The organism is Nostoc sp., from assembly GCF_036919815.1.
Lineage (GTDB): Bacteria > Cyanobacteriota > Cyanobacteriia > Cyanobacteriales > Nostocaceae > Nostoc.
This window is the reverse complement of the sequence record NZ_JBALCE010000095.1, coordinates 12040-25692: the sequence shown is the minus strand read 5'-3', so window position 1 is coordinate 25692 and position 13653 is coordinate 12040. Positions and strand designations below refer to the sequence as shown.

At 42.9% G+C, this 13653-nt stretch carries 12 protein-coding genes and 1 pseudogene; 3 read left to right on the top strand and 10 right to left on the bottom strand.

Annotated elements, in window-relative coordinates:
* The first annotated feature begins 3 nt into the window (after window positions 1–3).
* A complete protein-coding gene (locus V7K15_RS22795) occupies window positions 4–306 on the top strand; it encodes a TMEM165/GDT1 family protein (RefSeq protein WP_334909046.1) in 303 nt (100 codons plus the stop codon).
* 7 nt (window positions 307–313) lie between these two features.
* Here V7K15_RS22795 and V7K15_RS22790 read toward each other — a convergent pair whose 3' ends face one another.
* Window positions 314–1240 carry a cobalamin-binding protein gene (locus V7K15_RS22790; protein WP_334909044.1) on the bottom strand — a complete coding sequence of 309 codons (927 nt, stop codon included), beginning with the start codon at window positions 1238–1240 and terminating at the stop codon, window positions 314–316.
* A 242-nt stretch (window positions 1241–1482) separates the two neighbouring features.
* On the opposite strand from V7K15_RS22790, the pseudogene V7K15_RS22785 reads away from it, so the two are divergent.
* A pseudogene (locus V7K15_RS22785) lies at window positions 1483–2799 on the top strand (PAS domain-containing sensor histidine kinase); the annotation flags it as partial.
* 19 nt (window positions 2800–2818) lie between these two features.
* On the opposite strand, the gene V7K15_RS22780 reads toward V7K15_RS22785, so the two are convergent.
* Window positions 2819–3265 carry a GNAT family N-acetyltransferase gene (locus V7K15_RS22780; protein WP_334909042.1) on the bottom strand — a complete coding sequence of 149 codons (447 nt, stop codon included), beginning with the start codon at window positions 3263–3265 and terminating at the stop codon, window positions 2819–2821.
* Between the two features lie 148 nt (window positions 3266–3413).
* Window positions 3414–6404, bottom strand: coding sequence for an L-glutamate gamma-semialdehyde dehydrogenase (gene pruA / locus V7K15_RS22775; RefSeq protein ID WP_334909040.1), 2991 nt, complete (start codon window positions 6402–6404; stop codon window positions 3414–3416).
* A gap of 270 nt (window positions 6405–6674) precedes the next feature.
* Between pruA and V7K15_RS22770 the strand changes: the two genes are divergently transcribed.
* On the top strand, window positions 6675–7325 hold the full coding sequence (locus V7K15_RS22770; RefSeq protein WP_334909038.1) for an HD domain-containing protein: 651 nt from the start codon (window positions 6675–6677) through the stop codon (window positions 7323–7325).
* A gap of 138 nt (window positions 7326–7463) precedes the next feature.
* Here the strand turns inward: V7K15_RS22770 and V7K15_RS22765 are convergent, their stop codons facing one another.
* From V7K15_RS22765 to V7K15_RS22735, 7 genes are all read right to left on the bottom strand, one after another.
* Window positions 7464–8210: a HEAT repeat domain-containing protein gene (locus V7K15_RS22765; RefSeq protein WP_334909036.1), complete on the bottom strand. Its 747-nt coding sequence runs from the start codon at window positions 8208–8210 to the stop codon at window positions 7464–7466.
* Window positions 8211–8453: 243 nt separating this feature from the next.
* The gene (locus tag V7K15_RS22760) at window positions 8454–9299 is read right to left on the bottom strand and encodes a HEAT repeat domain-containing protein (protein ID WP_334909034.1); all 846 of its coding nucleotides are present in this window, start codon (window positions 9297–9299) and stop codon (window positions 8454–8456) included.
* A complete protein-coding gene (locus tag V7K15_RS22755) occupies window positions 9274–9555 on the bottom strand; it encodes a phycobilisome linker polypeptide (RefSeq protein ID WP_334909032.1) in 282 nt (93 codons plus the stop codon). Before V7K15_RS22755 ends, V7K15_RS22760 begins: the two co-directional genes overlap by 26 nt.
* Before the next feature lie 96 nt (window positions 9556–9651).
* Window positions 9652–10521, bottom strand: coding sequence for a phycobilisome linker polypeptide (locus V7K15_RS22750; protein WP_334909030.1), 870 nt, complete (start codon window positions 10519–10521; stop codon window positions 9652–9654).
* 159 nt (window positions 10522–10680) lie between these two features.
* A complete protein-coding gene (locus V7K15_RS22745; protein ID WP_334909028.1) occupies window positions 10681–11490 on the bottom strand; it encodes a phycobilisome rod-core linker polypeptide in 810 nt (269 codons plus the stop codon).
* A gap of 346 nt (window positions 11491–11836) precedes the next feature.
* Window positions 11837–12325, bottom strand: coding sequence for a phycocyanin subunit alpha (cpcA, locus tag V7K15_RS22740; protein ID WP_334909026.1), 489 nt, complete (start codon window positions 12323–12325; stop codon window positions 11837–11839).
* 79 nt (window positions 12326–12404) lie between these two features.
* Window positions 12405–12926, bottom strand: a complete 522-nt coding sequence (locus V7K15_RS22735; RefSeq protein ID WP_334909024.1) for a phycocyanin subunit beta — start codon at window positions 12924–12926, stop codon at window positions 12405–12407.
* Between the last annotated feature and the right edge of the window lie 727 nt (window positions 12927–13653).

Sequence of the window (13653 nt, the reverse complement as noted above, 5' to 3'; positions counted from 1 at the left end):
CATATGGATTGGCATCTTTTAGGACTGAGCTTTATTACAGTTTTTTTATCAGAATTGGGTGACAAAAGTCAGCTAGCAGCGATCGCACTTTCAGGGCGTTCTAATTCTCCCCGTGCAGTATTTTTTGGTGCAGCTGGCGCATTGCTGTTAACAAGCCTGTTGGGATCATTAGCAGGGGGTGCAGTAGCAGAATTACTACCTACACGCTTGTTAAAAGCGATCGCTGCTGTGGGATTTGCCATCCTTGCTGCACGTTTGTTGTTATTTAACAATGAACCATCGGCAGATTCTGAACAAATACCGTAACCAGACATTACAAAGGTTCCCAACCGGTTCCTTTGTAGCCGTATTCAAAAATTTCTGGATGCAAAATTTCTGCTAAAATTTCTAGAGAATCTACCAGTCGCGGACCTGGACGATTGAAGTAAGAATTGCCATCAGTAATGTAAACCCTACCCGATTGGGTAGCGTGCAGTTTTTCCCAGTCTGAACGTTGAGTTAACAAATTCGCTTCTTGGCGAGTGCGATTTAAATCAAAGCCACAAGGCATAAAAACAATTACATCTGGATTAGTTGCTAATAGTGTTTCCCACGGCAAGGTCGAAGAAGGCTGACCTTTACTACAAAATAGAGAGTGTCCTCCTGCTAAGTTAACTAATTCTGGAATCCAATTGGCGGCAATCATCAAAGGATCAGTCCACTCGATACAGGCGACAGTAGGCACTTCATTTAAAGAGAGTCCTTGGATTCTTTGCTGACAAATTTTGACGCGAGCTTCTAAATTTTCTAAGATTTTTACTGAGTCTACGCCAAAGATGTTGCCGACTCGCTCAATGTCATCCCAAATATCCTGGAGACTATTGGGTTGTAAAGAAATAATCTCAGGTTTACTGTCAATGAGTCTGGCAACTGCTCTTTCAACTTCCTGTAAGCTGACAGCACAAACATCGCACTGGTCTTGAGTGAGAATGTGGGTAGGCTGCAATTGCTCTAAAACGTCTGTTTTGATTTCATAAATACTGAGAGCAGATTGCAATAAATTGTTCACCTCATCATGAATTTGGCTGCTAGAGGCATTGGAATTTAAACGTGCTTGGGTACAAATGGGGCGATTTTGGATTTCTGGAGGGTAATCGCATTCGTGCGATCGCCCCACAATAGCATCAACCAACCCTAGTGTCGCTAAAATCTCTGTTCCACCGGGAATTAAAGAAACAATTCTCACATTACTATCCGTCATCGTTTCACCTCCAGAACAGCTGCGGTTATCTTAATTTTGGCAAAATTTGAGTCTTTAGGCATCTTTCTCTAGGATAATCAAGGGTGTTTTGGTAGTCAGCCTCAGCAAGAATTTGATTAGAAAAAATATACTTTCCGGTTATGAGAAATCATATCAAGTAATTGTAATTATACAAAGACAGTTTTACTTTTTCCGTAGAACTACAAGGCAAAATTATTTCTTCTTGAGGGCAACTAATGCAGGTGGTATTGGCTAGAGATATTACAGACTACAACCAAGCTCAAGAGGCTTTACAATTCCGGGCGATTTTTGAGCGTTCATCTATCAGTATTGGAATTATAGATATGAAAGCGCAGATAGTCGATACTAATCTGGCACTGTGCAAGATTTTTGGATACAGTCGAGAAGAAGTATGCGGCAAGCCCTTTACAGATTACATTCCCACAAAAAGGGGGGATTTAAAACTTTACAAACAACTGATGTCAGGAATTCCTACAGACTTAAAGACAACTTCGAGGCTTGGCTGCCAACCCGGAGAAGATCAGCAACAGCTTCTCGCCAGACATCCCATTGAGATAGAAAGACGCTGCCTGCATCAAAATGGTAGCTTAATTTGGATTCATATCTCTGTTTCTGTTATATCAAGCAGCAATGCTGAACCTGAGTTTTTTCTAGCGATGATTGAAGACATTACTGAACGCAAGGAAACAGAGTTGAAACTGCTTGCCTCTCAAGAAGCAGCAGAAGCTGGCAATCGGGCAAAAAGTGAATTTTTAGCAACTATGAGCCATGAGTTGCGGACGCCTCTGAATGCGATTATGGGTTTGTCACAGTTGTTGCAACAAGAAAGAATTGGCTCTCTGAATGAAAAGCAGAACGAATATGTAAATTCTATATATAGTAGTGGTGAACATCTGCTGTCACTGATTAACGATATCCTTGATTTATCTAAGGTAGAAGCAGGCAAAGAGGAACTGTTACTCTCACCTTTGCCAGTGTCAGATTTATGTAATTATGCTATATGGACAGTGCGCGATCGCGCCTTAGAAAAGGGATTGCAACTTACATCTGAAATTGATCCAGAAACGGATATTTGTATTGGTGATGAGGGGCGCATTAAGCAAATGCTAGTCAATCTGCTCACCAATGCGATTAAATTCACCCCAGCCGGTCAGGTATCGCTGGTAGTCAAAAAAGCACCGCAAGGGATAAGGTTTACAGTTTCAGATACTGGAATTGGGATAGACTCAAATCAGTTTAAATTTCTATTTGAACCCTTTAAACAGCTTGATAGTCGGTTAAATCGGCAGTATGAAGGCACTGGCTTGGGTTTAGCTTTAACACGCAAATTAGCCCGTTTGCATGGTGGAGATGTTACCTTTACATCGACTTTGGGAAAAGGTAGTCAGTTCACTCTATTTCTACCAGATTCAGTGCATCCGAGAGATAGGGAAGATGGGGAAGATGAGGGAGCAAATTTTACCTTGTTTTCCTCTTCTCCAGTCATCCTCACAAATAAAACGATTTTGCTTGGGGAAGAAGAGGAAGACCCTTTCTAAAAAAATACATTATTTGTATTTACTTTGACTGTGAGAATTTTTTTATCATTTTCACATGGGGAATACTGGCTTCTTGAAATATTTCTCCTTCTTCTACAAAATCCAATTTTTTGTATAGATTTTTCACATATTCTTGAGCATGAATCACTACTTCTGGAATATTTTTGTTAGCTATCACTTCTAGGGCATTTTCCATAATTTTCTTACCAATACCCTGCCCTCTAGCTGTAGATAAAACAGCAAGCCGTTCTATTTTGGCGGTTTTATCATCTAAATATCTAATTCTGGCAGTACCCACAACTTCCTCATTTAAATAAGCAATCAAATGTTCAGATATTGCATCTTTGCCATCAAATTCTAAAGCCGCATCTACCCCTTGTTCTTCCTGAAAAACTGCTATTCTAATTGCTTGAATTGCTGGAAAGTCTTGAGGTAATTCAGCAACTTTTATAACTAAATCACTCATTAAAGTCTCTCTACGATTTCTACATATAATAATAGACCTCTTGCAAAAGTCCCTAACACCCCTCCCCGCTTGCGGGGTGAGGTTCTTAATTTTTGATTTATGCAAGAAGTCTAATAAGTAGGGCATATGCCCTACCTACTCTTGTAGTTTAATCTGCGCCTTCAATTGGTGCAAAACCTTGGCGCTGAATATTTTCTGTTACCACGCGTGGTTCCAAAAATTGCAGGAGGTAATCCGGGCCACCTGCTTTAGAACCTACCCCAGAAAGTTTGAATCCGCCAAAGGGTTGCCGTCCAACGATCGCTCCTGTAATATTACGGTTGATGTACAAATTCCCAACTTCAAATTCTGCCTGCGCCTGCTGAATGTGCGAAGGTGTTCTAGAATAAAGTCCGCCAGTCAAGGCGTAGTTTGTACCGTTGGCGACTGCTAAGGCTTCCTGAAAATCTTGTACGCGAATTACCGCCAGGACAGGCCCAAAAATTTCTTCCTGGGAAATTACCGCATTTGGCGATACTTCCCTAAAGATCACAGGCCCAATAAAATATCCTTGTTCGGGTGCTGGTAACTCTAACGCCACTTTTGCTTCTGCCTTACCCTTCTCAATATACTCGCGGATGCGATCGCGGGCATTAGCATCAATCACCGGCCCAACTTGTGTACTCGGTAACTCTGCTTCCCCAATGTTCAAAGATTTTGTCGCTTCCACTAACCGTTGCACAAAGGTATCATAAATTGGTTCCAGCACAATCACTCTGGAGGCAGCAGAACATTTTTGTCCACTGTAACCAAATGCTGACTGCACTACCCCCACAACAGCTTGGTCTAAATCAGCACTTTCATCGACAATAATGGCATTCTTGCCACCCATCTCCGCAATCACCCGCTTCATGTGCTTCTGTCCGGGTTTCAAAGTTGCCGCATCTGCGTAAATTCGACAGCCGACTTCCTGGGAACCTGTAAAAGCAATTACATGGGTATCGGGATGATTTACTAAATAAGCGCCGACTTGCGAACCCTTACCTGGTACGTATTGAAATACACCTTTCGGGATGCCAGCCTCGATTAAGATTTCTGTGAGTTTTGCGGTAATTACAGAAGATGTTTCCGCAGGTTTGAGGAGAGTACAATTCCCTGAAACCAAAGCTGCGACAGTCATCCCACAAGCGATCGCTAGCGGAAAATTCCAGGGAGAAATCACTACAGCAATACCCCGTGGTTGGTAAATATAACGATTAGTTTCACCAGGGATGTCGTAATTTAAACCTTCATCTAATCGTTCCATCTCATCAGCGTAGTACCGACAGAAGTCTATCGCTTCAGAAACCTCTCCATCAGCTTCTTTAACTGGTTTCCCAACTTCCAAAACCATCCAAGCTGAAAGTTCAGCGCGGCGGAGTTCCATCAAATCACCCGCTTTCCGCAAAATATCAGCGCGTTGTTTAGCTGGTGTTTTCTTCCACGCAGGAAACGCCGCTTTCGCAGCTTGCATCGCCTGTTCTGCTTGTTCAACGCTAATCAACCCAACTTTACCAACTACCTCACTGAAATTAGAAGGATTCACAGAATCAACAAATTCTGGCGTATTCACATATTCGCCATTAATTAGCGGCAAATAAGTTTTACCCAACTGTTGGCGAACATTTTGGAAAGCTTGAGCAGATTTTCTTGTCATCTCTTCCTCAGCATAATCGGTATCAGCAGCACCAAGGAAATGAGAGTTAGGAGTTAGGAGTGAGGAGTTAGGAGTTAAAGAGTTCTCTTCTTTGATAATTGGCGGCGCTAATAATTCTTCAATCGGTCGATTTTCGAGATTTTGCCGTAAAAAAGAACTATTAGCGGTATTTTCCAACAACCGCCGAATTAAATACGCCATCCCAGGTAATAATTCACCATAAGGACAGTAAACTCTCACCCGATAACCCCTGTCAACTAATGCCTTCGCTACTTTATCACCCATACCGTAGAGGACTTGTAATTCAAATTTACGGCGGGGGACATTTAAACTTTCAGCGATCGCAATGGCGCGAGAGTGCGATCGCACATTATGGCTACCAATGGCAGAATACACATATTGATGATTTTCTAGCAATAACTGAGTGATGGTTTCAAAGTTAGCATCACTTGCGGCTTTCTCGTTGTAAACTGGCTGTGGCCAATGCTTCTGCGCTGCTTTGATAGTTTCCTGATCCCAATATGCGCCTTTCACTAAGCGGATTGTCAGGGGATAACCGCGCTGTTTCAACCAAGAAATTAAATCTTTGGTATCTTGCTCACTATCACGCAGATATGCTTGAATGGTCATACCAACATCTGTACGTTGGCGAAACTCTTCTTCTAGTAAGAGTTTTTTCAGGATGCTGAGAGTTATGTTTTTATAGCCATACTGTTCCATATCAAAATGCACAGCTGCGCCCAACTCTTTAGCACGACGTAAGAGAATCCGAATGCGATCGCTAACTCGCTCCTCACTACCCATAGCATCTAATGGGTCAAATTGGGAATAAAACGCCGTTAACTTTACAGAAACCTGAACTTTTGGGATGGGTTCGCCATCAGCCTCATCAATAGCCGGGATAGCTGGCCAATTCTTTGATGCTTCGACCAATTGTTGCATTAATTCTAGATAGCGTTCTAGATAAGACTGCGCTTCGACTTCAGTAATTACGGCTTCACCAAGTAAGTCGATGGTGAAAGCCATTTTTTCTTTTCGCAGTCGTTCAACTGTTTTGATGACTTGTTTAATATTTTCCCCAGAAATATATTTATGGGCAAGAGTCTCAACCGCAGTACCAACGGTTGTAGCAGCAACTTGTCCTGGCATAGAGTCGGGGTTAGCAAAGTTTAGCATTCCCTTCAAAGCTGCTGGTAATTCTACAGACTCATCTCCGAGATATTCTTGTAAATGTGACGCAATTTCTGATTTACTGTGCAAAGCAGGTAGCGTATCTATAAAGCGAAATAATTGCACCCGCAACCCCGGATTACTCATCGCCCAAGCGAGTAATTTATCATCCCAGCGCATTTGATCTCGCAGGGAAGAAAAAAACGAACGATTTTCCGACGTTGCTGCTAGAAGTTGTTTAGCAATTTCTTGGGTTTTAGCTTCGTAGGTGCTTGTTTGTACTTGTAATACCACTGATAATAAACTCCGTTAATCAAGGCAAGGCTTTTTGTACAAAGCCTGTGTCTTCTATTTTGACGCTTTCATATATTTAGTGGGGAGTGGGCTTGCCGTGAGCGTAGCCGAATGGGAGTGGGGGAGATGAGGGAGACAAGGGGGATAAGGGACACAAGGGAGATAAGGAGAAAATAACGAATGCCCAATTCAATCACAAGTGTTATCCTTTTGTTGATCTATTTCTAACGTCATATTAAAAGTGTGAATACTATTGTGAATACTATGTTTATGCCTACAGAAAACCTCACGCATATCTTATTTTCTAACTGGCTACACACACTCCAACCCTTTGGTGTTGACCAGGTAGCGGCTGAGAAAGTCTTTAATTGCTTGGTTGCAGCTTACTCTACGCCTAGTCGCTACTACCATACATTGAGACACATTGATCAGGTTCTCAGCACAATTCAGATTTTGCAAGGCTACACCAAAAACCTAGCTGCTGTTCAACTAGCTGCCTGGTTTCACGATGTTGTGTATGACTCTCAAGCTCAAGATAATGAAGAACGAAGCGCAGACTATGCTTTGGAATTGCTGAGTAATTTGGGTATTCCAGAAGATACCATAACTACTGTCACGCGTCTGATTCTGAACACTAAAAACCACCAAGCTGCGGTAGATGACTATGATAGCCAAGTTTTACTTGATGCAGATTTAGCGATTTTGGCTAGTAACCTAGTCCAATATCCAGAATATACTCATGCTATTCGCCAGGAATATGCCTGGGTGGCAGAAGCAGATTATATCATAGGTCGTCGGCAGGTTTTAGAAGGATTTTTGCAGCGATCGCATATCTACTTTACGCCTTTAATGTCAGAGTTTGCCGAACCATCTGCCCGTGGCAATATCCAGGCAGAAATTCAGTCTTTATTGTCTGGTTAGTTTTACATTAAGGAACGTGGATTAAATAAAATGCAAAACTTCATCCTGTATCTAGCTTACCTCTCCAATATATCGGAGAGGGATTGAGGGTGAGGTAAGACAGGGACATAAATTTGTATGTTATTTAATTCTTATTGCTTACCGTCTGCCATCACCACGATGAGTCACTTCAGGCACTTCAGTCTCTTCTAGCTTTCTTTTAGGTGCAAACACTTCTTGATGTTGTTGCTGCTGAATTTTTTGCTGTGCAAACCTTACACGGGTGCGAACTCCCAGATCGGCATCTGTATCGAGCATTTGCTGAAGTTGATTTGTAATCCGCGACGCTTGATCGGGTAAACTGACTGCGTTGTTTACCGCCGCAGGCATCGCAATCGCTAGGGTTTCTAAACTCGTCACTGCTGCATAACGCACTACCCACTCTGGATCTTGACAAATTAGTAATAGTGCCTCTAATACCTGAGTCTGAACAGATTCCAGTTTCTCAGGCGATACTTGATGCCAGCGCAAAGTGCCTAATCCCCTGGCAGCTGCCCGCCGCACACTCAAAGAAAAATCGGTTTTTGCTGCCTCTAACAACGTATCCAGCGCCCGGATATCGCCAATTCCCGCTAAGGCACGAACAGCCCAGGCTCTAGCACCATAGTTGTAATTATCAATTAGTTCCAATAGTGGCAGTACTGCGGCTTCACCGATCGCAATTAGTCCATCTACCGCCGCCACCGCCGCACCAGGATTGTTGTAGCCCAAAGCTGCAATCAGTGTGGGAACGGATTCCTCTATACCAGCTGCTGCTAACTCTTGAACTGCGTCTACTAAGCGCTCCGAAGAATCTGCTTCTTCCACAGCACGGATTAATATTTGGGCAAGTTCACCGTTATTCATAATAATTTTTCATGGGTCATTAGTCGTCAGCCAATTGTAGCTTAGGTTATCCGTAGTTACCATCATACTTAAACCCCTAGCCCTGATTTTGCAGTTAGTTTGGGGGTTTTTCTGTGATAAACATTAGATTTAAACGTATTAATGACAACTGCTTATATCTCCCCTCTCCGAACTCACGCGGAGGGGGTGAGGTTTTGATATATACTTCATGCACCTGGGAACCGCTATATCTATAAATTATAACTACAACAGCGAGTCCATCAAATTCATCACTTTAATCGCACCTGCTGACAAAGTGCTTGTTGCGGTGTGGTTAACTTGATATTCTAGTAATCCTTTAAGAGAAATTAGCTTCAGACTATTTTCGGCAAGAGTCTGCGCGATCGCATCTGCTGCGGGTAGATATCCAATTGCTCCCAAATCTGCTAAGACTGCTCGACGCAATTGCAATTTCTCTCCCGCCAAAGCTTGTACTAACCGTTCTGCATAAACTGGTTCTTCGGTTAATTGATACATGGCTCGTGCAGCAGCATATTGCACCAATTCGATTGGATGCTCTAAGAATGGCTTTATCAAAGGGATGAACTCAGTTGCCCTCAAGATTCCCAAAGCTTCTAAGATGGAGTCGTAAGGTTGAGATAAATCCGGCTGCTTTGATATCAGCTGCTCTCCCTGCAAGCCTACTTGTAATAGCTTGATCAGCGCGGGAATACAAAGCCGATCACCTAGCATTTCCAAAGATTGTACCGCCGCTTCCCGCACATAAAAATCTGAGCAGTCTAAACAGCCAATTAAAGGTAATACTGCCTGGCGATCGCTTAGTTTTCCTAAGGCTCTAGCGGCGTTTCGTCGTAGAGGATATCCGCCTTCTGGTGTCCTGTCGGCTTCATCCTCTAACGCTTTGATCAGTGCTGTAACCGCAGCTGCTTCACCTATGCGAAACCTACCCAACCACCAGGCAGCATAAAACCGCAGACCTAAATCTGCACCTTCAAGATTAGCTAGAGCCTGCTCTACCGTTAAAGATTCACCGTCGGTATTGTCACCTGTCAGTGATAAATCTTCAATTTTCTGCGGACTGGGATTCATGAGCAGAAGGATGATGGCTGTGTTCGCTATCTGTTTGAGTTTGGGCGTTCAATGGCTGAATGCTGACTATTTTGCCACCCAAGCGAGTAATTCGCTGCATTTCTTGATTCATCCGGTTCTCAGGCACTGTGAAAAACACACTGGCACTAGAACGAATCGGATAGCCAACTTTTTCTGTTTCTTCGCTTTGGCGCAGACCGACTACTTCATAGCGGAAGGAGCGATTACTATTTCTACCATTAATTTGTCCAAGCATAAATCAATTCCTAATTTATAAATTGAAGTTGTCATTAGTCCTTTGTCCTTGGTCTGAAATTAATCAGCAATGACCAATGACTAATGACCAATGACACTAAAGTGGTTTCACACTGGCGATTTTACCACCTTGTTTTACCACTCTCTGGAAGTAAGTAGATAGTTCTTCATAGGGTATAATCACAGCTTGATTGACCCGGCGTGTGCTAGGATACCCAGCTCCAAAAACGCCTGCCACTTCAATGCGGTAGAGCCTGCCTTGTTTACCAAAAGTTCCCGCACCACCGAAAGTACTGTTAGGAGTAACGCCTTTTTCAGGAGCAACGTAGGAAAAGCCGGAAGGGCCACCAGATGGAGGAACAACAACAGATGCACTATTGCGACCTAGTTCACCCGCAAGGCGGGAGGAATTACCTCTAAGCTGGGAGGTATCGCTATTAGCATAGCCGCGATAAAGCTGGAATAACCGACTAAATCCGACAGTTTTCTGACCTGTTTGAGTTTTAAAACCGCGATAGAAAGGCACAATATTTTCACCAAAGCTACTTTGATACTCTGGCGAATCAATATAGGAATCAATGTCGGCTTCATATCCCTTGGTTTGATATAAGTCTAAGTGATAGACCACTTCCGACTCATCATAGGGAGCACGACCCAACAAATGTTTATAGTTCAGTTCAATGACGCGAGTTTGAAAACTGTTGTAGAAAAACTTCGATTTGTACAGTTCTGATTTAGCGACTTGACGCACAAACTCTTGTACTGTGCTTTTCCCATCACGCAGAATAGATTCAGCACTTGTCAGACGCTCAGATTTCATTAAGTAATCGTTGCCTAACAACTGACGATAGACGGTAGTAATTACCTGCTCTATATCTTCTTTAGTTGCATTTGGGCGCAATTCTACAGGAGCGTTATCACTAAAAGCTTCTGTTCCCAGACGGGACGCTGCTGTTGTAATAGCCATTGTTAATTTTCCTTTTGTAATTGGTAATTGGGAAAAGTTAGGAGTTAGCAGTTAAGAGTAGGGGTAGAGTTAGGAATTCAAAACTCATAACTCTTCTTGCACAGACGCGATTAATCGCGTCTCTACTCCTAACTCCTAACTTAATTCCCGATTCCCTATTTATACAGATGTGATGCTAATCACTTTGCTGCCCTTAAGATTAAGCTGCTGCAATTTATTAGAAAGTTGCTCGTACCCTACGAGCAATTCCGCAGTACCCCGCCGCACTACAGCTGAGTTTGGAGAAGCTGCTTGTAGTACCCTAATCCGATATGTTTTTCCACCACCACCTGTTGAGAGACCTGTTAAGGCTCCTGTAGAGACTGGGTAGATAGGTGAAGCCAGATTCTTAGCTATTTCCCAAGTTAGGCGTCCTTGTTTTTGCCCTTGAGCGCGATCGCTATTGGCATAACCCCGATACAGTTGGAACAGTCGGCTATAGCCAACATTTTTCTGCCCTACTTGGCTTTGAAAGCCGCGATAGTATGGCACAATGTTTTCGCCAAAGCTTCCTTGATATTCTTGCGAGTCAATGTATGAGTTAATATCAGCTTCGTAACCTTGTGAGTTGTAAAGCTCAACGTGGTACGAAATCTCTGACTCATCTTCGGGGGCACGACCCAATAAATGCTTATAATTTAACTCGATAAACCGAATTTGCGAGTTTGAATGGAAAAACTTCTCCCGATATAGTTCCGACTGAGCAATGGCTAGCACAAACCCCCGAACTGAAATCACACCTTGCTGCAACAGTGATTCGGCACTGACAAGACGCTCTCTTTCCATGAGGTATTCATTACCCATAACCTGGCGGTAAGCTGCCCGGATGATCACTTCCACATCCGCTTCTGTTCTATCGGGACGTAATTCTGCCAGTCCTGAGTTTTCAAAGACTCCAATCCCTAGCCTTGCTGCTTGTCCCACTGCCATCTTTTAACCTCCTCAGTTTACTTTTAACTGCAAAACTGAAAACTTTTTAGAAAAATTTTTTCTAGTCTTTTAACAAGAAAGAATTCCCGAGTCAGCAGCCAGAATTCAAAATTGAATTCTATGCGACTGGTCAATCAATAAACGCTGAAACAGCACACTAAATATGTATATTTAGTGGTCAACTTTCATCGTGCCGGGTATGAATCCCACACTCAAAGATTGCTGAATTCTGTATTTTGAATTTTTCTTCAACAGTCTTTTGAAAATAAAACTGCCCAGAAAGGTAAACCAACTCCTAGCTATTTGCTAATAGAGCTTGTTTTCCTTTCCGGGCTAAATACACTCTCTAGCTGAGAGCGTTAATTGCGTAATCGATGTAGGAATTAGCTTCTACAGCAGGATCGCCACTTAGACCGTGGTTAGCCTTGATGTACTTGAGAGCTTCAACGTACCAGCTAGGAGATAGATCAAAGGTGCGGTTGATTTCAGCCAAGCCAGAAATCAAGAAGTCATCCAAGGGACCTGTACCACCCACAACTAAGGAATAGGTAACAATCCGCAGGTAGTAGCCGATGTCACGCGCACACTTTTCTTTACCAGTGCTGGTAGAAGCGAAGTTAGGGCCTTGTTGTTGAGTGGTGTAGGGGAACTTGCTGTACACCGCTTGAGCTGCGCCTTCTGTCAAACGTTGGGCATTACCAGACAAGCTTTTTGCTGCTTCTAAGCTAGCTGGAGCTTGGCGGAAACGACCAAAAGCGGTTTGAATTTCTGTGCTGGAAAGAAAGCGACCTTGAGAATCTGCTGCTGCAACTGCTTCGGTAAGAGGTGTCTTCATGGATTTAGTATCTCCCTATTTACAATTTTGTTGAAATTTGTTTTGTCGAACTGACAGTAGTCAGTAGTCTTGATCTGGTTTAGCCTACTGCTGCGGCTGCACGATCAAAGTAGCTAGCAACTTCAGATAACAGAGCGCTGCAATCGCCTCTGGTGATCCCGTTGGTGTCACCAGCAAGAGCCAAAGCTGCGTCCTTCATCTTTTGCACACCAACTGCTACAGAAGCACCAGGAGTTCCTAGAGCCAAGTAGGTTTCGCGCAGACCGTTCAAACAACGGTCATCTAACACACTTGCATCACCAGCAAAGATTGCATAGGTAACATAGCGTAAGATGATTTCCATGTCACGCAAGCAAGCAGCATTCCGACGGTTGGTGTAAGCATTACCACCAGGAGCAATCAACTGAGGTTGTTCTGCAAACAGAGCGCGAGCTGCATTAGCAACAATTGCTGAGGAGTTGCTGGTAATCCGGTTTACGGTATCTGCACGCTTGTTGCCATCTTTAACTAGGGCAGCTAGGGCGTCCAACTGAGCAGCGCTGAGATATTCACCGCGGGCATCAGCTTGGGTGATTACTTTTGCAAATGCATCTAAAACCATTGCTTTTATCTCCGAGTTTGCTTGGTTATGAATAATTCGATTCAAAACTGAATGGTTCAGTTTATTTTTGATGTCAGCACTGCCTGACGAGTTACGAAAGGTTTAAAACAGACATCTAAGGAATAAGTTTACGATCTCCAGGCTTTCAGATTAAAACTTTTGTTAGAAAACTTTAAACTTCTCTGAACGACTGGAAAACCTGATTAAGATGTTGTTTTTTCTTTCAATTTCTCTTTATACAATGCTGCCGTATCATAATTTATTACAAATTATTGTGATGTTTGTTAATTTAATTTACATAAGTTCACATTCTTGTCTCTGTTAGTTTGTGAGAAGTTAGTACAGCAGGGGGGAAATAACTATCCAGTTGAAAAAGGCTCAAAAGCCGATGAAATAAGCAATATTTCTTCTGACTTTTGGCACTAAATATCTATACTGGTACGGATAGCTTCGAGTCAGCAACAAGCTAACCGAACCATATTGAATTCTCTGCAAATCAAAGGATGGGATAATTTATTTCTGGTAAATCCCTTAAAGAATGAATGCGATGCCTGGGTTGGGCTACGCCTACGCACAATTAATTTTGTGTACCATTGGCTACTTCCTAACTCTGCCAAACAGACTCCCAAAGGCACGCGCCATATTTTGCGACTGCATTGCATACAACATCTGTCGTCGGGGCAAAGCATTGCTCATACGTCTCAATTTAAGCTAAAACTCCTTTAAA

Bases quoted from the DNA above. Each gene is read 5' to 3' on its own strand.
- V7K15_RS22795 (WP_334909046.1), top strand. From the start codon at position 4: ATGGATTGGCATCTTTTAGGACTGAGCTTTATTACAGTTTTTTTATCA.
- V7K15_RS22790 (WP_334909044.1), bottom strand. From the start codon at position 1,240: ATGACGGATAGTAATGTGAGAATTGTTTCTTTAATTCCCGGTGGAACA.
- V7K15_RS22780 (WP_334909042.1), bottom strand. From the start codon at position 3,265: ATGAGTGATTTAGTTATAAAAGTTGCTGAATTACCTCAAGACTTTCCA.
- V7K15_RS22770 (WP_334909038.1), top strand. From the start codon at position 6,675: ATGCCTACAGAAAACCTCACGCATATCTTATTTTCTAACTGGCTACAC.
- V7K15_RS22765 (WP_334909036.1), bottom strand. From the start codon at position 8,210: ATGAATAACGGTGAACTTGCCCAAATATTAATCCGTGCTGTGGAAGAA.
- V7K15_RS22760 (WP_334909034.1), bottom strand. From the start codon at position 9,299: ATGAATCCCAGTCCGCAGAAAATTGAAGATTTATCACTGACAGGTGAC.
- V7K15_RS22755 (WP_334909032.1), bottom strand. From the start codon at position 9,555: ATGCTTGGACAAATTAATGGTAGAAATAGTAATCGCTCCTTCCGCTAT.
- V7K15_RS22750 (WP_334909030.1), bottom strand. From the start codon at position 10,521: ATGGCTATTACAACAGCAGCGTCCCGTCTGGGAACAGAAGCTTTTAGT.
- V7K15_RS22745 (WP_334909028.1), bottom strand. From the start codon at position 11,490: ATGGCAGTGGGACAAGCAGCAAGGCTAGGGATTGGAGTCTTTGAAAAC.
- cpcA (WP_334909026.1), bottom strand. From the start codon at position 12,325: ATGAAGACACCTCTTACCGAAGCAGTTGCAGCAGCAGATTCTCAAGGT.
- V7K15_RS22735 (WP_334909024.1), bottom strand. From the start codon at position 12,926: ATGGTTTTAGATGCATTTGCAAAAGTAATCACCCAAGCTGATGCCCGC.